This is a genomic window from Alcanivorax borkumensis SK2 (assembly GCF_000009365.1).
GTDB classification, from domain to species: Bacteria; Pseudomonadota; Gammaproteobacteria; order Pseudomonadales; family Alcanivoracaceae; genus Alcanivorax; species Alcanivorax borkumensis.
This window is the reverse complement of record NC_008260.1, coordinates 1,603,474-1,626,134: the sequence shown is the minus strand read 5'-3', so window position 1 is coordinate 1,626,134 and position 22,661 is coordinate 1,603,474. Positions and strand designations below refer to the sequence as shown.

Below are 22,661 nucleotides of genomic sequence, written 5' to 3'. Positions count from 1 at the left end.
ATGACGCAGCACAGTAAAAAGCCCGCGAAAGCGGGCTTTTTACGTTGTGGGTTGCTGAGCGTTGGGTGTTTTGCCGCAGCCACGCTGACACCGCGTAGGGGTTTAATTCTGTGTGTTGAGAGGGGCCGATGTTTCATCGATTGATCAAAATAATAGATCTTTATGATGGTTTGCGAATGCCAGTGAAGCTGGGCCGTAAAGAGCTGCTGTTGATTCATGAGGACGGGCGAACCTGGTTAATGCAGCGACGTTGCCCCCACGCGGATTTTCCTCTGGATCGTTGTACGGTGATAAATGAACAGTTGCGTTGCCCAGGACACGGGCTGACGTTTTCTCTGCGCAGTGGCAAGTGTGAGACGGCGGCCTATCAACTGGAATCATTTCGAATTGATTACGATGGGCAGTGGTTAGGGGTAGAGGTCTAAGTGGCGTTCCCGTGGCTGTATGATTTGTCGATTTTTAGATTAATCAGGCCTACGTCGTAATAATTAAACTCAGGTCTGTTGCATTTTGTATGGTCGGATTAGCCTGAAAGGCGTAATCGAGCAAGGGGGGGCTGTTAGCCAAAAATCGTGCTTGAGACATTGCGATGGCCAGGCCGCCTATCGAGATGCAAACACCGTTTCGTCCCCCTGCTGGGCCACGAACTGGTGGGCATAGCGCAGGCGCAACTGCTTCACTTTCTTCACGTAGGCTTGGGTTTCCTTGAACGGCGGAATGCCACCATAGCGTCGCACATTGCCTTCACCGGCGTTGTAGGCGGCCAGGATGTGATCGAGCTCGGAAAACTTGCCTTTTAGGTAAGCAATGAATTGGGTGCCGCCGGCAATATTAGCCCTGGGGTCAAAGGGGTTGTTGACCTTCAAATAAGCGGCGGTTTCTGGCATCAGTTGCATAAGGCCTTGAGCGCCAACCCGAGAAATGGCATTGCGGTTGAATAGTGACTCTGCATGGATAACCGCCTTGACCAGTGCTGGTTCTACGCGAAAGCGAGTGGCTGCTTGGGTGATCAGGGTGTCGTACTGGTCACGCTGGGCATTGGAGAGTACACGCGGGATATCGCTCCAGCCTTTACGCACCGATAGGAAGGTGTATTGCGGGCCGACCTGTCCCTGAGCCTGGTCAGTGAACAGAATCGTGCCATCCGCGGCGCGGTATTTATAGATACTGTCGGCAAGCGCACCGTCGCTGGCGATTATGCCGCCTGCCAATAGGGCCCCAGGCAGCCAAGATTTAATGGATAAAACCCGCATTGAAGCCTGTCCCCCTTTTCAGGTGCGTCGGAATGCTTGAAGGGCACCACGAACACCGTTATTTTTTGTTTTCTATCTATCCGTCTTAACGTTACCCCATGATAACGTCATTCTTTTTTCTTTCTGGCCAGCATCAGACGAATTGACCGCACTGGCCGCTAAACGTAGCAAAATTCTGGGCGGGCATCATACTATTGGCTGGTTGTGTCCCAAGTGCGTCAACGCACAGTTCTGTGCCGGCGCCGTCTTGCTGACAAGGAGAGCAAATGTTTCCTGAGTATCTGGAACCGTGGATGAACAACGCCATCGCCTGGCTGGAGCTGATTTTTTTGCTCCTCACCTTGTTGGTTATATTGGTTGCAGCAGGGTTTTGGTTGCAGGACCGGTTCTTTCAAAAACGTCACGCCATTCGCAGAAATTATCCGCTCATAGGGCGTTTTCGCTATTTTTTTGAGACTCTTGGCGAATTTTTCCGTCAGTACTTTTTCGCGATGGATCGCGAGGAGCTACCTTTCAACCGGGCGCAACGTACCTGGGTATATCGGGCCTCAAAAGACTTGAGTAATACCATGGCGTTTGGCTCTACTAAGCAAATTGGTGCTGGGCGAGTCATTTTTATGAATTGTCCATATCCGACGTTGGAAAAAAACGCCGCTAAAACCCTGCCGCTGATGATTGGCCCCCACTGCGACCAACCCTATGCGGCGCCCAGTTTCTTTAATGTGTCAGGGATGAGCTTTGGTGCCTTGTCGCGCCCAGCGGTGCAGGCATTGTCTCATGGGGCCGCCATTGCTCATTGCTGGATGAATACAGGGGAGGGCGGATTATCCCCCTATCATCTAGAAGGCGGTTGTGATGTGGTTTTTCAGGTTGGCACCGCCCGTTATGGTGTACGAGATGCTGACGGAAAGCTGGATGACGAGCGCTTAGCTGCCATTGCCGCTCGGCAACAGGTGAAAATGATTGAGATCAAACTCAGCCAAGGTGCCAAGCCCGGTAAGGGGGGCATTTTGCCCGCCGATAAAGTGACCCAAGAGATTGCCGCTATCCGTGGCATTCCTGCCGGGCAGGCTTCTATCAGCCCCAATGGTCAGCCGGGGGTGAACAGCGCGGATGATTTGCTGGATTTGATTGCCCATGTGCGCAAAGTCAGCGGCAAGCCTACGGGTATAAAGTGTGTGCTTGGCGCCTGGTCATGGGTGGAAGACTTGTTTCTGGCCATTCATGAGCGGGGGATGGAATCTGCCCCTGATTTTATCACCATTGATAGTGGCGATGGCGGCACTGGCGCGGCACCTATGTCCTTGATGGATGACGTAGGGTTGTACTTAGCTGAATCCTTACCGTTGCTGGTAGATTTGCGCGATGGTTATGGGCTAACGGATCGTATTCGTATTATTGCTTCAGGCAAACTGATTACTCCCAGCATGGTGGCCTGGGCGATAGCCGTAGGGGCGGATTTCTGTGTGTCTGCTCGGGGTTACATGTTCGCGCTGGGCTGTGTTCAAGCGCTCCAGTGCAACCGTAATACTTGCCCCACCGGTGTCACAACGCATAATCCACGGCTACAGAGAGGTCTGATACCAGCAGAGAAATCCCTGCGCGTGGCGCATTTCCATAACAATCTGGTTAAGGAAGTGGAAACCATTGCTCACTCCTGTGGCGTCACCGAACCACGCGAGTTACGCCGCTATCATGCGCGTATGCTCAGCAGTAACGGTGAATCCATCCCGTTGGACCGTTTGTGGCCGCCGGTCGAACCTGGCATTTATCTGCGTGAAGGGCGGCCCAGTGAAAAGCAGCCTTTTATGCGTTGGCAGGGCATCGGCACCGGCCCGTAATTGCCCGTGGCTATAAGAGAGATCAAGCGGTTGCGTTGGTGCTGATTGCGACAGCTGTCACAATGAATAAAACACGAAGGAGTATTCAGTGACCACAGAATTTGATCTTGTTGTAATTGGTGCCGGTTCAGGCGGCGTGCGTGCAGCGCGGATGGCAGCATCCCATGGCGCTAACGTGGCTATTATTGAGGAACGCTTCTTTGGTGGGACCTGTGTAAATGTGGGATGCGTCCCTAAAAAATTGTTCTCTTACGGTAGCCATTTTCCGCAGGAGTTTGCCTTGGCGGAAGATTATGGCTATAGCGTAAAAGGGTGGGATTTTGACTGGGCCACATTACGCGACAACAAAAGCCGGGAAATTAGCCGGTTAAACAGTATTTATCAGCGCATTCTGAACCAGGCTGGGGTGACGATTTTTGAAGGCCACGGGCAAGTGCTGGGTGAGGGCAAGGTCTCAGTCGGTGAGATAACGCTATCGGCTCGCCATATCGTTGTGGCCGTGGGTGGCAAGCCTTTCGTTCCAGATTTTCCCGGCCGTGAGCATGTGCGTATTTCCGATGATCTGTTCTATCTCGACACACTTCCCAAGCATGTTGCCGTGGTGGGCGGGGGCTATATCGCCACTGAATTTGCCGGCATCTTGCATGGCTTGGGCTGTAAGGTCACTCAAGTCTACCGTGGCGATCTGTTCCTGCGCGGTTTTGATGACGACATTCGCGGCTTTATTGCCGAGCAGATGGAAGAGCAGGGCGTCACGCTGAAGTTCAATGCAGACATCGCCAGCATTGAGAACAGCGAGGGAGAGAAGCGCGTTACCTATAAAAATGGTGAGCGTGGGGTGTTTGATGAAGTGTTCTATGCCACCGGTCGTATACCCAAGCTGGATGATCTGTTTGCCGAAGGTGCTGCTCCGGCAATGACTGACGCCGGGGCCATCAAGGTAGATGAGGGTTTTGCTACCAGTGTGCCAGGCTTGTATGCGCTTGGTGATGTCATTGATCGAGTGCAGTTGACGCCGGTGGCATTGGCGGAAGGCATGTGGCTGGCCGCTCAACTTTATGGGCAACAAAAGCCGGAAGCGACCATGGATTACCATAATATTGCCACCGCCGTGTTCAGTCACCCGAATATCGGTACGGTGGGCATGACGCAGGAGCAAGCGTTGGCCCAGGTGCCTGCGGTGCGCGTCTACAAGAGTGCGTTCCGGCCCATGCGGTACACGCTGGGTGACAAACACGCACGCTCACTGATCAAGTTGATTGTGGACGATACGACCGACAAGGTACTTGGCCTGCATATGGCCGGCGAAGACTCTGCAGAAATTACCCAGGGCTTTGCTGTGGCCATTAAGATGGGAGCCACTAAGGCGGATTTTGATGCCACCGTGGGAATTCACCCCACTGCCGCTGAGGAGTTGGTGACTTTACGCCAGGGCGTGCGTATTACGGCCTGACTAGTGACGCCGCTAGCTCAATCTACGAAAACCCAGGGTGATTATTCAACGGCGTGTCAGCGCTATTGGAATGCCGTCGGTGGCTACTGGCACGTTGCTGGTTTCCCCGGCCGCTGATGGCCATCCGGTATCGAATAGCGATAGCTAAGCAATACCGGCTTTTAGTCGCATGTCAGTAAAAAGTTCAGACCGATGTATTTATGCATTTCGCCCCATAGGGGAGTCGGATATAGGGGGCGCCTTGTGTCTGTGACGTTCGAGGCTGAATCGTTCTGACTGAAATGAGAGCGAGCCTTCAGCCTTTAAAGCAACGAGAGCATCGAGGTGGAATATCGTGTTTACTGTTAACGATATTCATGGCACCCGGTGAGGCAAAGCAAATACATTTGTCGTGTGGGGTGTAGTCACGTTTGTTTTGAGTGTTTTTTAATCGAACTGTAACTTGCGCGTGGGTGATAACGGTTTGCGAGTTCCGCCCAATGGTTATTAACCAAGTTATCCACAGTTTCTGTGGACAGTCTTCGCCGCAGTGTAAAGCGGTCACTTTGGTACTGTGAGTGGCTTTGCTGGCTGTGTATGATTCGACAACGCCGATACCTGCTGTTTAAGGAGAACAAGGAATGCGTAGAGTGGTGTTCAATCAGAAAGGGGGCGTGGGGAAATCCAGCATTACCGTCAACCTTGCCGCCATCAGCGCGTCGGAAGGCAAGCGCACCCTAGTTGTCGATCTGGATCCACAGTGCAACGCCAGCCAATATTTATTGGGCATGGAAGCGTACAGCGATGGTCATGGTCCGAAACCCAATATCGGCACCTTCTTTGCGCAAACCCTGTCGTTTCGCCTAAAAGAAAAAGATCCTCGCGATTACGTACACGCTACCCCGTTCGAGAATCTGTTTGTGCTGCCCTCGGATGGTGAGCTGGGAGAAATCGAGCACATGCTCGAATCCAAGCACAAAATCTATAAATTGCGCGGCTTGCTGAAGACCTTGTCAAAAGATTATGACGAGATTTTTGTCGATACGCCGCCAGCCTATAACTTCTATACTCTTTCTTCGCTGATTGCTGTGGACAGGGTGTTGATTCCGTTCGATTGCGATGCTTTTTCTCGTAAAGCCCTGTACACCTTGCTGGAAAATATTCAGGAAGCGCGTGAAGACCATAATGACGAACTTCAGGTAGAGGGAATCGTGGTCAATCAATATCAGCCCCGCGCCCGCTTGCCCCAAGAGTTGGTCGCATCACTTGAAGAAGAAGGCTTGCCGATCCTCACTAACAAGCTATCGAGTAGTGTGGTGATGCGCGAATCCCACGAGCAAGCTACGCCATTAGTGAACATGCAGCCACGCCATAAGCTTACCGAAGAATATCGGGCGTTATTCCGGGAAATCAGTGCCAGTTAACCCCTTTCGACTGGAGGCCCGGCGTAGGGCCGGGCGGATTCTTCGTTCTGCCACGGCGACCCGCTGGCTCGTTCAGGCGGTATTTAATCGCTCAGATCGGCTTAAGGGGCGACTGGGAGAGACCTTCAGTGACCTGATTTTGTTGGCCTCCTTACTGCGTGACTGGGTGACAGGCCGGTACAAGAATGTTCCCTGGGGCAGCTTGCTGACGATTGCTGCGGCGCTGGTTTATTTCTTGATGCCGTTGGATGCAATTCCCGATCTGGTTGTTGCGCTGGGGCTAATGGATGACGTCGCGGTGATATCGCGAGCGTTGACGCTCACTCGTAGTGATCTAGAGCGTTATCAGCAATGGCGCAATGAGCAAGAACGTTAGCGCCTTTTCTCAGACGCCGCGTTTCTATAGAGGGGTACGTGGCAGGATTGTCGTTATTGGCAATCAAAATCACTTTCCATATTACTTTCCATAGGCGATGCGCATTGCGGGTGCTTTAGGCCGTGCCCTGCGGATCTTCCAGACTGGTCGGCGCCGCGGTTCTGTGTTTTTCAATGGATGCACCCTATTCCCTACTGAACGGCTGTTGCCTCACCTTATTGAGCTTCCATAGCCGTGGGGGCTATCACTTGCTCAACCGTTCAACCCGTTGTGGCTATTAGTCGCGGGCGCCTATTTTTTGCTACTTTATATGCTATTGTTTTGTGGTGTAGGTCAGGAGATGGGCTGGTCTGCTAACTGAATAACGTCATAATAACTGACTAACAACAATAGTGATTATTAGGGAGCAGCTATGAGAAAGCGTCTTCTGGGGTCTCTCATTGCGATGGTATTGCTGCCAATGCAAGGGCTTGCAGCCATTAGCAATGCGACACTCGAGGATTTTGAGTTGGCGCTGTGGAAAGTACGTTCCGATTTTCACATGTTGACCGTGATGGCGGGCAGCAAAACCTATATTTCAAATCTTGACGGTGCCATTACCCGAGCTCAATCGGGAATGGATACCCTGCGCAGGGACGCGGAAGGTAGCGAAGAGCGCAAATTGGTTGCTGACCTTACGCGCCACTGGGATATTTTCAAACCTGCAGCTCAGGGCAACACCATGGCTGAGCAAGGGTTTACCCGTACTTACACGATTCAAGATGTGAACGAAACGGCGGCAGAAATGAGCCAACGCATTGAGTCATTCAGCGGGGCGACAGAAGGCGAATACGATGATGTTCGTGCACTTTCGGCTTACCTGCAGAGGATGACCTCAGAATATCTCAATGTGGCAGCGGATCCGGGCGGGGGCATGGCCTCTGGTGCTGATGTCAATCGTATCGAATTCAAGGATGCGGTTCCTAATTTCGAAGGTATGTTGGCAGCAGCCAAAAAAAATCATGCAGACGATGAAGCCCTTAGTCGCGCTCTTAATCAGACTGGCGTGAAATGGATGTTTATTCGCGAATCTATGGTCAAGTTTTATGAGAACGCGGTGCCTTATCTCATTTACCGTTACACGAATCAAATGGTCGAGACCATGAGCCAAGCGATCAATCTGGCGTCAACCGATGTAGAAATAGAAAAGCCCAGTTTTGGGCCTGTTGAATAAGGTGCTAAGTGCGGCAGTGTTGTAAACCCTCGCATTTATGCGGGGGTTTTGTCTTTAAGAATGGCGCTTCACAATCTGACGGGGGAGTACGGAGTGAAGAAAAAAATTCGGCATAGCCTAGTCGCGGCATTGTTTCTGGTGTCAGCGGGAACCCAGGCAGCAATGTCCGCCACAGAGTTGGCGCAGGTTCAGGCGGATGCTTGGCGGGTTCGTATGGGGTTTCACATGCTTTCCATACGCGGAGATAACCCAGAGGATCGCGAAGCACTCAAGGCGCTGTTGGCGGATGGCCGGCAGCATCTGGACGCGCTTGCGTTGCAAGCGACGCCTGAACAAAAGGAAACCGTGGCACAGCTCCAGGCATCCTGGACAGCGCTTAGCAAACGAGCATTGGATAATCCGTTGGCCTCACTGGGATACGCAGATTACCGTGCCATGAGCGAAATCAATACGACCACCTTGGCGGTGGACTCATTGGTGAACAACGCAGAGCCGACAGGGGACGATCGTTATCAGGATATCAGCGAGCTATCTGTGGCCATGCAGCGCTTGGCTAGTGAATATGCTGCGCTGGCAGCATTTCCCTCAGCGGGCCTGAAAACGGGCACAGGGTTGCCGTCTATGGATTTTGCTGCGCAAGCTCTCGCTATTGATGAGATCTTGGATGAGTTGCAAGGCAAATATGCTGGCGATGAAAAGGCCCGTGAAGTGCTAGCATTTATCGATCAGCGTTGGGCCTTTGTGCGTAAATCCATTCCCGGTATGGATGACCCGAATACGCAGAAAATTCCTTACCTTTTTTATCGCTACGCGACACAAATGGCTGAACACGTGAGCGAACTGCTGGCTCAGCCATAACCGCTGCTGTGATTTATCACCTGGCGGCGCCGCTATGCTGAGCGCGCCGCCAACCAGTCAGCGCTGATGCGCCAGGCATTGGAAGGTGCTTTCGAACCGCAAAAAGCGCCTGCGTGTCCGCCAGGTACTTCCTCGAAGCGTTTTTCTTTGCTGCCGACAAGTTGGATGATATCCCGTGCGGCTCGAAGACTGACAATGTTGTCGGTAATGCCTGCAAAAGCGAGCAAATCCTGCTGAATGGATGAGAAATCCACGCTGCGGCCGCCGATGTGGATTTTGCCTTTGGCCAGACTATTGGCAAGAAGCATTTTCTCGATAACCTCACGCACCACCGCACCAGGATAATCGACCATGTCGTTAAACCACTGCCCCATGGTCATGTACTCGGTGACGTATTCTCGGTCACCGATATTGCGGATCAGATCCATGTAGGCCTGCACCACTCCTGGAGGGTTGGTCATCTTGAATCCAAGTGCCAGGAGGCTGGCAGGGATATGGAATAGCTTATCACTGAGCGGTTCAAGACGAATCTTAAACCGGTCATGGAGCTGCATGGCAGGGATAGCCGCCAGCCCTAAGGCCTTGCCGAAAAGGCCGCTTTTGTGAAAATTCACGGGGCTGGCAATGGTAATCAGGCTACGCACCGGCGCATCACTGTGGCCGCCTAGATACATTAGGCACAGCAGTCCGCCCATGCAGTAGCCCATCATGTTGATGGTTTCGGTCTGCGCATGTTTTCGCACTGTTTCAACTGCAGAGGGCAACCAGCGATTGACGTAGGTGTCCAAATTTAGGCTGCAGTCGGTATCTGAAGGCTTTCCCCAGTCAACCAGATAGACCTCATAACCATGAGCCATAAGATAACGGACCATGGATCGGTTTGGCATCAAATCGTAGGTCCAGCAATGAATACCCAGCGCCGGAACCAACAAAAGGGGGATGCGGTGTTTTACAGGGGAAACAGGCAGGAAATCATCGTTAATCGAGATTTTAGCCGTAGCCGTAGAGGGTAGGCTGTAATGGCGTACCGCCATGATGCCGTCACGATACACTTCCTCCCACGGGCATTTATCCACGTGGATAAAGCGTTGCGGGTGGCGCCTGCGCTCAACAATGTGGCCAACGGCACGCAGACTTTTTTTTAATCGTGATTTAGCCATCCACAACGACTCCTGGAAATGGGCGGTAAGCCTAACAGAGGGCAAGGCCGTTTTTATGGTAAAATAAGTAATACTTGCAGATTAGCTGGCAGTCGTTAATCTTGGCCCCGAAACTTGCTGGAGACATTGGCCGTCGTGACAGAAAAAACGCTTCCGTATACACCCAAGGACCTATGTAATCGCTTCCTAGAATCTGTTCGCCACTCTGCTGTTCTAGGGCTCGAAGTCGTTAGTGCCACAAAGGACAGTGTCCGGCTGAGGATGCCCTGGCGCGAAGACCTAGTCGGCAACCCGGAGACTGGAGTTGTACACGGCGGGGCCATCTTTGCGATGATGGACCAGGCTGGTGGCATGGCGATTACGTGCCGTAATTTCCCCACGTTTGAGATTACCCCGACCATCGATTTTCGGGTGGATCACCTGCGGAGTCCCGGAAAAGGCAAGGCTGTGGTGTGTGAAGCCATCTGTTACCGGCTTACGAACCATGTGGCCTTTGTTAGTGTAACGACTTGGGAAGAAGGGGGTGACGATGAGCCTGTCGCCACCGGGCTGGCCACATATACACGATTACAAATTAATAAAGCAGGCGCGATGGTGGGCCAATGAAAGCATTGAAAACATTGATCGAAGAGTGCCGCAGTGGCAAGGCAGAGTATCAGGCCTTGATCGATCGTGTGCCGTACGCGCGTTTTTTGGGCATTCAGGTGGTGGCCCAGGGGGACGAACTCACGTTTGTGCTGCCTAAACACGACAATGTGATTGGCAACCCGACTTTGCCCGCTTTGCACGGTGGGGCCGTGGCCGGATTCATGGAGCAGGCTGCCATTATCTTCATATTGCTTCAAATGGGGGAGCCTAAGGTACCAAAAACCATCGACTTCACCATTGATTACCTGCGCGCCGGGCTGTTTCGTCACACCTACGCGCAATGCAGTGTGACGCGGCTGGGCCGGCGTATTGCCAATGTGCATATTAGTGCGTGGCAGAAAAACCGACAGGAGCCGATCACCATTGCCCGCGCCCATTTCCTGCTGTCGGATGATACCAGCCCAGAAATAACCGGTTGATCACAGCCCCGCTTCGGGGCTGCAATTGTGTTTATGCGCCACGGACGGCGCTGATTGTCATTCCACGACATTGTTCCTTTCACGGCATCCGCCTAGCGTTTAATTGACTAAGCGCTACCAAGGATGCCTTATGAAAATAACCAAAGTTAGCACGCCGCCTAGTGACGTCAGGATCTATCAACATTGGGACGGCCCGGGTCACGAAGACATTGAAAACAAGCTGACCACCCAGCACATTGAAGATGTGGTGGAAATCTTCCAGACCCCCCTTACCGGGCATTACAATTGGGATTATTCCTCTGCTGACGGCCGAATCCGCAAATTGTACCGGCTGGGCAAAGAGCTCAATTGGAATGCGGACATGGATGTGGATTGGTCCCAGACTTTTCCCAAATCCGAAGCTCCCCTCGATCAGTCGTTTAACCCTTTTAATGGTTGGTCTGTTTTTGAGTCGCTTAGCGATGAGGAAAAGCTGCGTTTCGGCTGGCACAATCTGGCCTGGACACTGGCGCAATTTGTTCACGGTGAGCAGGGGGCGTTGCTGGTGGCCTCCCAGTTAGCCAGTTGCGCCCCCTCCTACGATGCAAAACTGTATGCGGCCAGCCAAACATTTGATGAAGCTCGGCACGTGGAAGTGTTTACCCGTTACCTGCAGGAAAAGGTCGGCATTTTCTATCCGGTGAATCCCAACCTAAAGTTGTTACTCGACAAGATTCTTTCTGATCCTCGCTGGGATCTAAAATTTATCGGGATGCAGATCATCATCGAAGGGCTGGCACTGGCTGCGTTCAATACCCTGCAAATGACCGCACAGGACCCACAGTTAAAGCAGATTATTCATCTGGTAATTCGTGATGAGGCTCGTCATGTTACCTTTGGTGTCAACTACTTAGAAAGTTTTGTTGAGACTCTAACTGAAGAGGAAAAAGAGGAGCGTGCGCAGTTCGCCTTTGAGGCCTGCGTGGTGATGCGAGAGCGACTGATCAGCACCGAGGTATTCGAGGAGTTTGGTTGGAATGCGGACGAAGCCCGTGAACAAGTGTTGTCGTCTACCATCATGGTGCAGTTCCGCAATCTGTTGTTCACCCGGATTATGCCGAACTTGAAGCGCATTGGCTTACTGACTGAATCCGTACGTCCCCGTTTTGAGGAGCTCGGGATTTTGCAGTTTGAAAATCTGGTGGATGATGGCCAGATAGACTGGGCAGAATTGTCCAAGCCGCTTTATGATGAAGCCTCTTGAACTGACTCAAGAATGAGCGAGTTACCCACCGGCCGGGCCAATGCCCGGCCGGTGGCGTTATAGGCTTGCAGCATGGCTTGCCTGCCCTTTTCCAGCTTATTGGGGCCACTGCGGGCGAGGCCGTCAATGGCAATAGTCACCAAATTGGGTCGCCTTGGGTGGTGTAATGCTGAGCTGTTACGGGCACGCCAGGGGGAGCGGGACTGCAAATGGTGATAAAGTACGCGCTCTGCGAGGTAGGTGGCAGCTAATCCATGCCGATCGGCGATGCCGCCATCCCAGTAGTAGTTCTTGCCAATGCGAGCGGGCTGAAACAGCAGAGGAACTGCGCAGGACGCGTATACAGACTCGACCAAATTGCCGCTCCGTAAAACGTGCGTACGCCGGCTTCTGCCATGCCAGGCAGAGACCGCTAGTGGGGCTAGGGTATGTTCCATGCGCTGGATGGGCAGCAGAGCTGCTAGCATTGTGCGAAAGGATTGCCCGGATAACAGTCCCAGACCTGGGGAAGGATCCCAGAATTGTGCGCGATCCAAGCCAAGCAGGGTATCTTCGATGGCGTTGACGCTGGCACCGGACGCCATGCAGCCGCCCACCAGCGCTCCGGCACTTGAGCCACAAAAACGGGCAGGTTGCAGGCCATGGTCGAGCAGAGCGCGCACGGTGCCAAAATGGGCAAAGAAGCCGAAAAAACCGGATGACATGGCCAAAGTGAATGGTGCTTTTGCCAACCAGTCCGCCAGCAACTCGTGATGATGGCCACCCTGCCGTGGCGTGTGCTCCGCCACCCCTTGAATCGGAATTTTTAATGTCACAGCTTAGCCCTTCCTCTGAAATCGCTGGCAAGCCTACCTCGCACACCTTCAGTCATACAATGTTATTGACCGCCGTAGCGGTTACCGCGCTAGGGCAGACGCTGGTGTTTACATTGCTGCCCTCACTGGGACGTGCTACCGGTATGACGGAAATGCAGGTAGGGCTAATCATCAGTTGCTCCGCGTTAGTGTTCGCCTTAGCCAGCCCGGTCTGGGGTACTTTGAGTGAATCCCTAGGGCGCAAGCGGGTAATGGTGATCGGTTTGTCAGGCTACTCGCTAGGAACCTTGTCGTTTGCTGTTGTTTTTGATCTCGGGTTACGAGGGGGGCTGGTGGGTATCGGGCTGGTGGCCGCGCTGGTGCTCAGCCGTATGCTACAGGCCGCCATAATGGCGGCTACTCCGGCGGCGGCGGCTGCGTATACCGCTGACATTACCACTCCAGCCCAGCGCACTCAGGGCATGGGCCGGATCGGTGCGGCGAATAATGTTGGCACCGTCGTCGGCCCGGTATCCGGCGGCATACTGGCCACGGTTGCACTGGTGTTTCCACTCTATGGAGTGGCTGCGTTAACGGCGCTTATGGCGATTAGCGTGGCACTTTGGCTGCCGCCATCACCGCATCGGCCAACAACCAGAACCGTGCCGTTACGTTCGGTGTTACGCCACGGGCTGGCAGCCTATGCGGATCCGCGTTTGCGGGACCTGCTATTGGTGGGGGTCATGCTGTTTATGAGTTTCGCGCTAATTCAGCAAACCCTGGGTTTCCTTTTTCAGGACCAGTTTCAGATGAGCCCGGCGGAAGCGGCCAGAGCCTTGGGTTTGACCATGATGATGGCGGCACTAACGTCATTGTCGGGGCAACTGATCGTAGTGCAGTGGTTAAAGGCCCCTGCGACACTGTTGGTCGCCCTCGCGGTGCCCAGCATCGGCGCCGGGGCGATCATTCTTTGGCTGGCGGAGGCCGAGGCTTTGATGAGTGGCGCGGTGATGTTGGTGGGGCTGGGCCTTGGCTTCGGCATGCCGGCAATTATGTCGCTGGCCAGCCTGCGAGTGCCGACGGAAGAGCAGGGGCGGGTGGCGGGTCTGGCCAGTGCCTGCCCGGCACTGGGCTTTATCGTTGGGCCTCTGGTGGGCACGGGGCTATACACGCTGGACCAGCGCTGGCCGTACCTGTTAGTGATTACGCTACTGGCGCCCATGTCGATTCTGGCATGGCGGCTGGCTCGCAAGGTCTAATCCGGGACACTAGAAAGTGCCTTCACGCTTGTGTCGATAAGGATTGCCACAGGTGTGCGGCCACCAGTGCCCGCCAGGGCGTGAAGTCTGCCAACCAATCCCGGGTTACTCTGGCCGTGGGACGTTCCGGTTGCCCAAGCAACATTTGTAGCGCCTTTTGTACCGCCACGTCGGCATGCAGGCTTCCGTCCAGAAAACCGTAGCCTCTTAGCAGGGTGTAATTCACGCTCCAGGGTCCCAGGCCACGAATCTCAAGCAGGTTGCGCTCCAGTTGCTCCGCGTAAGCGTCGAGATGCAATGTTTCTGGCAAAAGTTGCTGGTCGCGACAGAGCCGGGACACGGCCAGTAAAGTGTCAGCTTTGGTGGCGGAAAATCCCACGCTGCGAAGAGCGTCTGGCGTCAGCAAGCAGACTGTGGCGGCATCCGGGTAGCAGTGAAGGCCATCGTGTCGAACCGGGCTCGCCAGCTGGATAAAACGGCGGCGAATAGCGGTGGCCGCACTCACGCTAATCTGTTGGCCAATAATGGCCCAGGTAAGCGCCTCGAACGGCGTTGCCGATTGCGGCACCCGCAGCCCTCTTTGTCGTTGCACCAAAGTATTCAAAGGGGGCTTTGTGCCTATCGCCGTTTCGAATACCTCCACAGGTTGATTCAGGCCCAGCATGGCGCTGGCTTGGCGGGTCAAGGCCGGGGCGGTGGTGTCTGTGGCGTTAGTAATCACGTGCCCGACTTGGTTGAAGTCCATTTTCAGGATACAGGGCCGGAGGTTAAAGATAATGGCTTTGTGCAGCGTAAGGGCATCTACCCGTTCGGAAACGGCATGACTGTCTCGACCATGAAAATGAAGAAAGTCGGAAACGCTAAAGTGGGCGGGTAGTGGCAGCTTTACCGTTGTCATTTGTCGCTGGGCTCCCGTTCGCGGTCGAGTAAAGCGGCTTTGCGGCCAACACCCCAGCGGTAGCCAGACAGCCCGCCATCAGTGCGCACAATACGATGACAAGGAACCAAAACAGCCAGCCGGTTACTGGCGCAGGCCTGGGCAACAGCTCGGGCGGCTGTAGGCTTGCCAAGCTTTACTGCCAGTGCCTGATAAGACAGGGTCTGGCCTGTGGGAATCGTCTGTAGTGCCGCCCAGACTTGTTGCTGGAAGGCGGTCCCTCGAATATCCAAAGGCAGCAGATCACGAGGTGCTTGAGTAATCTGATGCGGGTCGTCGATTAGGGTAATGACCATGGCAACGCGCTGATCAAACTCACTATTACCCGGCAGCAGGGTGGCGCCACTGAATTCCTGTTCGAAATCCTGCAGTAACACGCTGGGATCATCCCCTATGGTGACGGCACAGATGCCACGCTCGCTTTCTGCCACCAGCACAGAGCCGAGTGAGCTTTCGGCGATGGCAAATCGAAGTGCCATATCTTTACCTGCTTGTCGATATTGGCCTGGTTTCATGCCAAGGGTGTTGCCAGCGACGGCATGTAGGTGGCTAGTCGAGTCAAATCCGGCCAAGTGAGCCGAGAGGGTCAATGACTGTTTATAGCGGAGCTGCTGTTGCGCTCGCCGGCGGCGAATGGCGACACCGTACTGGTGCGGTGAAATGCCGGCAACCGCTTTGAATTGGCGTTGCAGATGATGAGCGCTCCAGCCCGATTGCGCCGATAACTCCGTGAGCGTGGGTTTTCGTTCGGCCGCTTCAATCAATCGACATAGCGCAATCACTGTGGCTGTTGATGGTGCGGCGATATCTCCAAGTGGATGGCAGCGCCGACAGGGTCGGTAGCCATTCTGAATAGCCTGTACGGGGGTGTCGAAGAGACGAACATTTTCATCGCGAGGACGTCGCGATGGACAGATAGGCAAGCAGAAAATTCCCGTCGTCAGCACACCATAAACAAAGTTATCTCCCGGCAAGGGGGAGTGGTCTTTGATGGCTTGTCGCCGTTGTTGCTCGGTGCTCATGGTTGTATTCAGACCTGTTTCCATATGTGCTACCCGCAGTATGAAGGGAAATGAGACTGACTGGGAGCATCGCGGAAACCAGGGTGAGTGAGCATCCAAAAAGTTGCGATTATATTGGTAAAACGATGCAGAGGTAGAGGAGGAAAGGGGCGAGTAAAGATGTGAGTAAGTGCAATGGCGGTGGGTGCGAACCCACCGCCATCAGCCTGCTGATATTACTTGGTGTAAGGCAGCAATGTGAGTTCAACGCGACGGTTTTGCTCTCGACCACTAGCGCTGCTGTTACTGGCAATCGGTTGGGTTTCACCGAAGCCAACTGGGTCCAGGCGAACCTGCTCCACTCCGAAGGCGGAGAGCTTGTTAGAGACCGCCTGAGCTCGTTGTTGGGAAAGCAGTAGGTTGTAGCGGTCGCCACCGGTACTGTCGGTGTGCCCGGCCACTTGGATCATGGTCGATTTGTACTCTTTGAGGACTTCCGCCACAGCCTCCAGCACCGGATCGAAAGAAGGCTTCACGTCGGTGCTGTCGGTAGCGAAGGTCAGGTTGCCCGGCATGTTCAGGATAATATTTTCGCCATCACGGGTAACGGATACCCCGGCCCCTTCGAGCTTCTGGCGCAGTTTGGCTTCCTGGACATCCATGTAGTAACCCACGCCGCCGCCGGTGACTGCGCCGATGCCAGCACCTGCGAGGGCGCGCTCTTTGCGTTCCTTGGCGCTATCGGAAGTGGCGATACCGATCAGGGCGCCCGCTACCGCACCAATGGCCGCACCAGAGGTTGCCTTCGAGGTTTGTTTTTCTCCTGTGTAAGGGTTAATCGTGCTGCACCCCGTAACGGCAATGGCACTGGCCAGCGCAATAGACCCGGCAAATCGTTTCATGAAAGCTCCTTGAGATTCGATAACATATTGGTTTTTTTTACTGCTTTAGGGCTGAATGAACCATAGCGGTAGTGTAAAAGCTGGTAAAGTGACTGGCGTCATTAGCGCCTTAAATTTGACCACACTATTACAGTACAGGACATCGTTTGAGTATTAAGAGTTTTTCTCCGCCGTCACTGGCAACAATGGACCGGTTACTTGCCCTGCCACGGCGTTATTTCGCGCCTCGGTTATTTGGGGCTGAGCATGTGAGCTTACAGCGGCCAGCGTTGTTTGTGGGTAATCATGGCCTGTATGGGCTGATCGATTCGCCGCTTTTTTTGCTCGAGCTGTATCGGGAAACGGGGGTGTTTCCCCGGGCGCTGGGGGATCGTCTGCATTTTCGGGTGCCAGGTTGGGGGGCATTGGTTAAACGTTGGGGGGCGGTGGAAGGCAACCCAGACAATTGTACCGCGCTAATGCAGTCCGGGCAGCCCGTGCTGGTATTCCCCGGTGGGGCACGGGAAGTGGCCATGCGTAAGGATGAAGTACACAAGCTAGTATGGAAGAATCGGACCGGTTTTGCCCGTTTGGCGATTGAGCACGGCTACGACATTATCCCGTTTGCCTCGGCGGGTTGTGATCAAGCCTATCGTGTTTTAGTCGATGGCAGTGACTTCCAGCAATCAAGGCTTGGTCGCACCCTGCTGAAATCGCCCCGCGTGGACAAGTTACTGCGTGGTGGTGATATGTTTATGCCATTAAGCCGTGGCGTGGGCCCCACTCTGGTGCCGCGGCCGGAGCCGCTCTGGTTCCAGCTCGGTGCACCGATTTCCACCGCGCCCTGGGCTGGCAAGCAGGGTGACGCTGACGCCCGCTGGGCAGTGCGGGAAATTGTGGCTGAATCCATTGAATCCATGCTGCTCTCACTGAATCAGGAACGCTCTGAGGCTCGCCAACAAGGCTGGCGCCGTTGGTTGCTAAAGCCCTGAAGCTATTATTCCCCTTCCTTACTATACGCAAGTCACTTCTTTGTCATAAATAGTCCATTCAATGTCCTGCTACGCCAGTGAAAGCGAAGCGTGTCAGGGCTACTATTGAATGAAAATAAGGAGTGCATGCATGCGACGCTGGAATGGCTGGGGTGACAGCAATAACCACTATCCGTTAAAACCGTCTGGGCTGGCGTTTGTCCAACAACGGCTGGGGCGTGCAGAACCGTTACCCGATGCGGAGATGACGGCGGTTGTCGCGAAGGTGCCTGCCTCCCGTTTACCTGAGCATCCTAGTGTAGACACTCGGCCGGAAACCCGGCTTCGTCATGCGCGAGGGCAAAGCCTGCCCGATTGGCTAGCCATGCGCTCCGGTGAGTTTGAGCGTTTTCCTGATGGGGTGGCTACCCCTGCTAGCAGTGGGGCTGTACGTGAACTACTGGACTGGGCTCTGGAGCAGGGAATTACCGTAATTCCCTATGGCGGCGGCACCTCCGTTGCTGGCCACATTAATCCCCCTGAAAGTGATGCGCCGGTTTTGACCCTAAGCCTAGCAGGCATGGATCAGCTCATGGATTTGGATACCGAAAGCCAAATTGCTACCTTCGGCGCCGGAACGCCGGGGCCAATGGTGGAACAGCAACTTCGTGAAAGAGGATACATGCTGGGGCATTTCCCCCAATCCTGGGAGCTCTCCACCATTGGCGGTTGGGTTGCCAGTCGATCCAGCGGCCAACAGTCCATGCGCTACGGCCGTATCGAGCAGATGTTCGCAGGCGGCAGAGTGGAAACCCCAAAGGGTACCCTGATCATTCCAACCATGCCTGCTTCCTCAGCAGGGCCGGATTTGCGCGAAATTATCCTCGGCTCGGAAGGGCGAATGGGGGTAATTACTGAGGTCAAAGTGCGAGTAACACCGTTGCCAGAAACGGAAAGTTTTCAGGTTGCGTTTGCCCCTGATTGGGAGACTGGCAAAGAGCTGGTGCGCAAGATGATTCAGGCGAAAATTCCTCTGTCGATGTTGCGCCTGTCCAATGCTGAGGAAACGCGCACCCACCTGATGCTCGCTGGCCACGAAAAACTGGTCGGTATTTTGCATAGGTATCTTGGCGTACGCGGTTGTGGCGACAGTAAATGCATGATCACCTTCGGGGTGACGGGCGATAAATCCCAGGCACGTTATGTGCTGAGCCAAACACGCAAACACATTCGCCAAGCCGGTGGCGTGATGGTGGGTAGGTTGCTGGGTAAAAAGTGGGAAGAGTCCCGTTTCCGTTCCCCGTATTTGCGTCACGGCTTGTGGGAGCACGGGTACGTGGTGGATACGTTTGAAACGGCGGTGGACTGGAATCGGGTCACCTCTGCGGTGGAGACCATGGAGAAGGCGGTGCGTGATAACGCCGGTGATGGCGAGCAGGTGCACGTGTTTACCCACCTGTCACATCTGTACTCGCAGGGTTCAAGTATCTACACCACCTATGTTTTCCGCTGTTCCGACAGTTATGAAAAAACCTTGGCTCGCTGGCGTGTGCTCAAAGAAGCTGCCAGTAATGCCATTGTGGCGAGCGGCGGCACCATCAGCCATCAGCATGGCGTGGGGCGGGATCATGCTCGCTGGCTACACCACGAGAAAGGCGAGCTGGGCATGGCGGTATTGGATCGGCTGGTGAATCACTTCGACCCTCAGCACCGTCTTAATCCAGGTTGCCTGATCGAGAACGCTCCGCGCACGATTCGATAACGGCTACACAGGGGTAATCTTATGCTCGGCCAGCGCCGCACGCTGACAGAATTAGCCACACCGACAGCGCCACAAGCCCCACACTGGGACCTGATCGTCATTGGAGGCGGCATTACTGGCGCGGGCGTCATGCTGGAAGCGGCCCGACGCGGCCACCGCGTGCTGTTATTGGAGCAGACTGATTTTTCTTGGGGCACCTCCAGCCGTTCTTCGAAGATGGTGCACGGTGGTCTGCGCTACATTGCCCAGGGTGACATCACCCTGACGCGGCATTCACTGCTTGAGCGCGAACGGCTGCTGAATGAGCTGCCGGGCCTGGTAGAGCGGGCCATCTACCTGTTCCCGTTACGCAAAGGGGTCTTCCCCGGGCGTTGGCCCATGAAGATGGTGCTGTGGCTATATGATTTTCTGGCAGGTATTCGCGATCATCGTTACCTGAACCGCAAGCAGCTACTGGAACGAGTACCCGCTTTGCGGAATCAAGATCTCACCGGTGCCATGTGTTACACCGATGCCCTGACCGATGATTGTCGTTTAGTGATGCGTACTTTGTTGGAAGGCGCCCGGCATGGCGGATTGGCACACAATTACGCTCGCGTTGTTCAAGCCGAGCGGAAAGAGCAAGGCTTTGCCGTTGCCGTGGAAGACCGTGTTAGTGGCGAACGGGTAACCCTAAATGCATCGGCAGTGGTGAGCGCTACGGGGGCCTGGGCCGATCGTTTTTCTGGTGCTGAGGCTCGGGTGCGGCCATTACGCGGCAGCCACCTGTTTATCGACCCCGCCGTATTGTCGGTGAACGACTGCCTTACAGTGATGCATCCCGATGACGGCCGGCCGGTGTTCGTATTCCCTTGGGAAGGCGTCACTTGTGTGGGCACGACGGATCTGGATCATCCTGAGGACATGGATATTGAGGCGGCAGCCAGTGACCGCGAGGTGGTATATCTTCTCAAACTCATTAATACCCAGTTTCCAGGCTGCAATGTGACCCGCGAGAATATCTATTCCACCATTGCCGGGGTACGCCCGGTGATTGCCTCTGGTAAAGGTGTAGATCCGTCCAAAGAGCGCAGGGACCATGCGGTTTGGGGCGACAACGGCATTGTCACGGTGAGTGGCGGCAAGCTGACGACGTTCCGTTTGATTGCACTGGATGCCTTGTTGGCTACCGGATTAATCGATGATAGCGAACATCGCCGCAGCCAGAAAAGCAAAGTCTCAAGCTTTGATCCACTGGAAAATGCGCCCCACGCGGTGGAGGCCTTCTTGCATGCAGATCAGTCGGACCCGGCATTTATCCAGTGGGTTTTGGACCATGAATCCGTTGTGCACCTAGACGACCTAATGCTGCGCCGCACGAGATTAGGGCTGATAAAGCCTACAGCAGGTATAGCCGCGCTGAACGGGTTACGCCCGCAAATCCAGCAAACCCTGGGCTGGGATGATGCGCAGTGGGATAAGGAGCTTGTTCGCTATAAGGGTATCCATCAACGATTCTATAGCGTACCCGCCCCAGCCAGTAAGGGCGATGCCACAGAGGCCGTTGAGGCTGATGGCGCTCCTGGGCAGCAGGCAAGGTAATGGACGACCCGCTGGTATTGGCACTGGATCAGGGTACACAGAGTGCCCGGGCCATGTTGTTTAACCGTAAAGGTGAACTGGTTGCCCGCTATCAGCAGCATATTGAACCCTACTTTTCTGATAAACCTGGCCAAGCAGAACAGCACGCCGATTATTTTTGGGAGCAGCTTGGGCTGGCGTGTCAGGGTTTATGGCAACAGCACGAGCCACTGAAACACCGTGTTATAGCGGTGGCGTTGACCACCCAGCGGGCCTCGGTGGTGTGCCTTGATGATAATAAGCAGCCGCTGCGCCCGGCGATTATATGGCTGGATCAACGCCGAACAGATTCCATTCCTCGGCTACCCTGGTGGCTGGCTGCGCCAGTAACGATGATGGGCCAGAGTGAAACACTCCGGCAGTTCCAGGCCAAAGCCGAATTCAATTGGCTGGCCGTGGATGAGCCGGCAATTTGGCAGCAAACCCGACACTTTTTACTGCTTTCCGGCTATTTGAATTACCGGCTTACCGGGCAATTGCGCGATTGCACCGCGTCCCAAGTCGGCTACATTCCCTTTGATTACAAAGGGCGCTGTTGGGCGCCGCCCCATGACCTTAAGTGGAAGGCGTTGCGGGTACACCGCGAACAGCTCCCCGAACTGGTCGAGCCTGGCAAAACGCTGGGAACCATCACAGAGCAAGCCTGCCAAGCCACCGGCATCCCCGAAGGCTTGCCATTGATTGCTTGCGGCGCAGACAAGGCCTGCGAAGTGCTTGGTGCCGGGGCGTTTACACCGGAAATCGGCAACCTCAGCTACGGCACCACAGCGACCTTCAATACGTGTAATGAGCGCTATGTGGAGCCTATTACTTTTGTCCCGGCCTACGGGGCGGCTGTGCCTGATCGCTATAATTCCGAGATCATTGTTCAGCGCGGCTACTGGATGGTGAACTGGTTCAAGCGAGAGTTTGGGCAACAGGAAGTACAACAGGCTGAAACGCTTGGCGTGGCTGCTGAAACGCTTTTTGAAGCCTTGTTGGAACAAACGTCACCGGGTGCCATGGGCTTGATGCTGCAACCATTTTGGAACCCTGGTGTGCGGATTCCTGGCCCGGAAGCGAAAGGAGCGATTATAGGGTTTGGCGATGTGCATACCCGTGCCCACTTGTACCGCGCAATTATTGAAGGTATTGCCTATGCGCTGCGCGAGGGCAAAGATCGACTGGAGAAGCGCAACCGCATTGCGGTGACCTCCCTGCGTGTTTCTGGGGGAGGTTCGCAAAGCGATGCAATCATGCAGATCACTGCAAACATCTTTAATTTACCGGCGATTCGACCTCACACCACGGAAACCTCCGGGCTGGGGGCGGCCATCAGTGCGGCGGTGGCTCTGGGCCTGCATCCGGATTATCCCTCGGCGGTGGCCGCGATGACCCGTCCCGGTGATACCTTTTTGCCTGATGCAGCAATCGCGCACCATTACGACGACCTTTACCGTGGCGTGTACCTGAAGCTTTATCCCCGGCTGGCGCCGTTATATCGCTCTATTCGGCGTATTACCGGTTACCCAGCACGGCTTTAGTGCCGATCGAGCTGCGCCCTGTGGTAGGGTCGTCCTATTATTATTT

At 54.6% G+C, this 22,661-nt stretch carries 21 protein-coding genes; 15 read left to right on the top strand and 6 right to left on the bottom strand.

The features are described from left to right. Positions 1-128 precede the first annotated feature (128 nt). Positions 129-425 (top strand): Rieske (2Fe-2S) protein, encoded by a 297-nt coding sequence (locus ABO_RS07390; RefSeq protein WP_011588707.1) that lies wholly within the window; start codon positions 129-131, stop codon positions 423-425. 177 nt (positions 426-602) lie between these two features. On the opposite strand, the gene ABO_RS14640 is transcribed toward ABO_RS07390, so the two are convergent. Continuing rightward, positions 603-1,253 carry a lytic transglycosylase domain-containing protein gene (locus ABO_RS14640; protein ID WP_011588706.1) on the bottom strand — a complete coding sequence of 217 codons (651 nt, stop codon included), beginning with the start codon at positions 1,251-1,253 and terminating at the stop codon, positions 603-605. Between the two features lie 266 nt (positions 1,254-1,519). On the opposite strand from ABO_RS14640, the gene ABO_RS07380 reads away from it, so the two are divergent. The 6 genes from ABO_RS07380 (at position 1,520) to ABO_RS07355 (ending at position 8,397) form a co-directional block, all read left to right on the top strand. Continuing rightward, a complete protein-coding gene (locus tag ABO_RS07380; protein WP_011588705.1) occupies positions 1,520-3,094 on the top strand; it encodes an FMN-binding glutamate synthase family protein in 1,575 nt (524 codons plus the stop codon). 88 nt (positions 3,095-3,182) lie between these two features. Continuing rightward, positions 3,183-4,547, top strand: a complete 1,365-nt coding sequence (gene gorA, locus ABO_RS07375; protein WP_011588704.1) for a glutathione-disulfide reductase — start codon at positions 3,183-3,185, stop codon at positions 4,545-4,547. Positions 4,548-5,167: 620 nt separating this feature from the next. Next, positions 5,168-5,950 (top strand): ParA family protein, encoded by a 783-nt coding sequence (locus ABO_RS07370; RefSeq protein WP_011588703.1) that lies wholly within the window; start codon positions 5,168-5,170, stop codon positions 5,948-5,950. Next, positions 5,940-6,326 carry a YkvA family protein gene (locus ABO_RS07365; RefSeq protein ID WP_011588702.1) on the top strand — a complete coding sequence of 129 codons (387 nt, stop codon included), beginning with the start codon at positions 5,940-5,942 and terminating at the stop codon, positions 6,324-6,326. Before ABO_RS07370 ends, ABO_RS07365 begins: the two co-directional genes overlap by 11 nt. A 412-nt stretch (positions 6,327-6,738) precedes the next feature. Next, complete coding sequence (locus ABO_RS07360; protein WP_011588701.1) at positions 6,739-7,539, top strand: hypothetical protein; 801 nt, start codon at positions 6,739-6,741, stop codon at positions 7,537-7,539. Positions 7,540-7,632: 93 nt separating this feature from the next. Beyond that, positions 7,633-8,397 carry a hypothetical protein gene (locus tag ABO_RS07355; RefSeq protein WP_041704951.1) on the top strand — a complete coding sequence of 255 codons (765 nt, stop codon included), beginning with the start codon at positions 7,633-7,635 and terminating at the stop codon, positions 8,395-8,397. Positions 8,398-8,429: 32 nt separating this feature from the next. Here the strand turns inward: ABO_RS07355 and ABO_RS07350 are convergent, their stop codons facing one another. Next, positions 8,430-9,557 (bottom strand): alpha/beta fold hydrolase, encoded by a 1,128-nt coding sequence (locus tag ABO_RS07350; RefSeq protein WP_041704950.1) that lies wholly within the window; start codon positions 9,555-9,557, stop codon positions 8,430-8,432. Between the two features lie 135 nt (positions 9,558-9,692). Here ABO_RS07350 and ABO_RS07345 point away from each other — a divergent pair, with 135 nt between their 5' ends. From ABO_RS07345 to ABO_RS07335, 3 genes are all read left to right on the top strand, one after another. After that, the gene (locus ABO_RS07345; RefSeq protein WP_046961881.1) at positions 9,693-10,163 is read left to right on the top strand and encodes a PaaI family thioesterase; all 471 of its coding nucleotides are present in this window, start codon (positions 9,693-9,695) and stop codon (positions 10,161-10,163) included. Continuing rightward, positions 10,160-10,624 carry a PaaI family thioesterase gene (locus ABO_RS07340; RefSeq protein WP_011588698.1) on the top strand — a complete coding sequence of 155 codons (465 nt, stop codon included), beginning with the start codon at positions 10,160-10,162 and terminating at the stop codon, positions 10,622-10,624. Before ABO_RS07345 ends, ABO_RS07340 begins: the two co-directional genes overlap by 4 nt. 130 nt (positions 10,625-10,754) lie before the next feature. After that, positions 10,755-11,867 (top strand): ferritin-like domain-containing protein, encoded by a 1,113-nt coding sequence (locus ABO_RS07335; protein ID WP_011588697.1) that lies wholly within the window; start codon positions 10,755-10,757, stop codon positions 11,865-11,867. Here ABO_RS07335 and ABO_RS07330 read toward each other — a convergent pair. Next, entirely contained in the window at positions 11,849-12,682 is an 834-nt protein-coding gene (locus ABO_RS07330; protein WP_011588696.1) for a patatin-like phospholipase family protein, read from the bottom strand. The two genes, ABO_RS07335 and ABO_RS07330, sit on opposite strands and share 19 nt — an antisense overlap. Here ABO_RS07330 and ABO_RS07325 point away from each other — a divergent pair. Further along, positions 12,676-13,920 (top strand): MFS transporter, encoded by a 1,245-nt coding sequence (locus tag ABO_RS07325; RefSeq protein ID WP_011588695.1) that lies wholly within the window; start codon positions 12,676-12,678, stop codon positions 13,918-13,920. The two genes, ABO_RS07330 and ABO_RS07325, sit on opposite strands and share 7 nt — an antisense overlap. Before the next feature lie 22 nt (positions 13,921-13,942). Here ABO_RS07325 and ABO_RS07320 read toward each other — a convergent pair whose 3' ends face one another. The 3 genes from ABO_RS07320 to ABO_RS07310 all read right to left on the bottom strand — a co-directional run bounded on the left by ABO_RS07320 (position 13,943) and on the right by ABO_RS07310 (position 16,760). Continuing rightward, complete coding sequence (locus tag ABO_RS07320; protein WP_011588694.1) at positions 13,943-14,818, bottom strand: DNA-3-methyladenine glycosylase 2; 876 nt, start codon at positions 14,816-14,818, stop codon at positions 13,943-13,945. Further along, on the bottom strand, positions 14,815-15,903 hold the full coding sequence (ada, locus tag ABO_RS07315; RefSeq protein ID WP_231860737.1) for a bifunctional DNA-binding transcriptional regulator/O6-methylguanine-DNA methyltransferase Ada: 1,089 nt from the start codon (positions 15,901-15,903) through the stop codon (positions 14,815-14,817). Before ada ends, ABO_RS07320 begins: the two co-directional genes overlap by 4 nt. A gap of 191 nt (positions 15,904-16,094) precedes the next feature. Beyond that, entirely contained in the window at positions 16,095-16,760 is a 666-nt protein-coding gene (locus ABO_RS07310; RefSeq protein WP_011588692.1) for an OmpA family protein, read from the bottom strand. A gap of 146 nt (positions 16,761-16,906) precedes the next feature. Here ABO_RS07310 and ABO_RS07305 point away from each other — a divergent pair, with 146 nt between their 5' ends. The 4 genes from ABO_RS07305 (at position 16,907) to ABO_RS07290 (ending at position 22,615) form a co-directional block, all read left to right on the top strand. Then, entirely contained in the window at positions 16,907-17,731 is an 825-nt protein-coding gene (locus ABO_RS07305; RefSeq protein WP_011588691.1) for a lysophospholipid acyltransferase family protein, read from the top strand. 130 nt (positions 17,732-17,861) lie between these two features. Continuing rightward, entirely contained in the window at positions 17,862-19,472 is a 1,611-nt protein-coding gene (locus ABO_RS07300; protein WP_041704948.1) for an FAD-binding oxidoreductase, read from the top strand. A gap of 21 nt (positions 19,473-19,493) precedes the next feature. Continuing rightward, entirely contained in the window at positions 19,494-21,053 is a 1,560-nt protein-coding gene (locus ABO_RS07295) for a glycerol-3-phosphate dehydrogenase/oxidase (RefSeq protein ID WP_011588689.1), read from the top strand. Further along, positions 21,053-22,615, top strand: a complete 1,563-nt coding sequence (locus ABO_RS07290) for an FGGY-family carbohydrate kinase (RefSeq protein WP_011588688.1) — start codon at positions 21,053-21,055, stop codon at positions 22,613-22,615. The genes ABO_RS07295 and ABO_RS07290 overlap by 1 nt, the downstream gene beginning before the upstream one ends. Positions 22,616-22,661: the final 46 nt, after the last annotated feature.

Bases quoted from the DNA above. Each gene is read 5' to 3' on its own strand.
- ABO_RS14640 (WP_011588706.1), bottom strand. From the start codon at position 1,253: ATGCGGGTTTTATCCATTAAATCTTGGCTGCCTGGGGCCCTATTGGCA.
- ABO_RS07380 (WP_011588705.1), top strand. From the start codon at position 1,520: ATGTTTCCTGAGTATCTGGAACCGTGGATGAACAACGCCATCGCCTGG.
- ABO_RS07390 (WP_011588707.1), top strand. From the start codon at position 129: ATGTTTCATCGATTGATCAAAATAATAGATCTTTATGATGGTTTGCGA.
- ABO_RS07295 (WP_011588689.1), top strand. From the start codon at position 19,494: ATGCTCGGCCAGCGCCGCACGCTGACAGAATTAGCCACACCGACAGCG.
- ABO_RS07300 (WP_041704948.1), top strand. From the start codon at position 17,862: ATGCGACGCTGGAATGGCTGGGGTGACAGCAATAACCACTATCCGTTA.
- ABO_RS07360 (WP_011588701.1), top strand. From the start codon at position 6,739: ATGAGAAAGCGTCTTCTGGGGTCTCTCATTGCGATGGTATTGCTGCCA.
- ABO_RS07325 (WP_011588695.1), top strand. From the start codon at position 12,676: ATGTCACAGCTTAGCCCTTCCTCTGAAATCGCTGGCAAGCCTACCTCG.
- ABO_RS07335 (WP_011588697.1), top strand. From the start codon at position 10,755: ATGAAAATAACCAAAGTTAGCACGCCGCCTAGTGACGTCAGGATCTAT.
- ABO_RS07370 (WP_011588703.1), top strand. From the start codon at position 5,168: ATGCGTAGAGTGGTGTTCAATCAGAAAGGGGGCGTGGGGAAATCCAGC.
- ABO_RS07320 (WP_011588694.1), bottom strand. From the start codon at position 14,818: ATGACAACGGTAAAGCTGCCACTACCCGCCCACTTTAGCGTTTCCGAC.
- ABO_RS07310 (WP_011588692.1), bottom strand. From the start codon at position 16,760: ATGAAACGATTTGCCGGGTCTATTGCGCTGGCCAGTGCCATTGCCGTT.
- ABO_RS07290 (WP_011588688.1), top strand. From the start codon at position 21,053: ATGGACGACCCGCTGGTATTGGCACTGGATCAGGGTACACAGAGTGCC.
- ada (WP_231860737.1), bottom strand. From the start codon at position 15,903: ATGGAAACAGGTCTGAATACAACCATGAGCACCGAGCAACAACGGCGA.
- ABO_RS07340 (WP_011588698.1), top strand. From the start codon at position 10,160: ATGAAAGCATTGAAAACATTGATCGAAGAGTGCCGCAGTGGCAAGGCA.
- ABO_RS07350 (WP_041704950.1), bottom strand. From the start codon at position 9,557: ATGGCTAAATCACGATTAAAAAAAAGTCTGCGTGCCGTTGGCCACATT.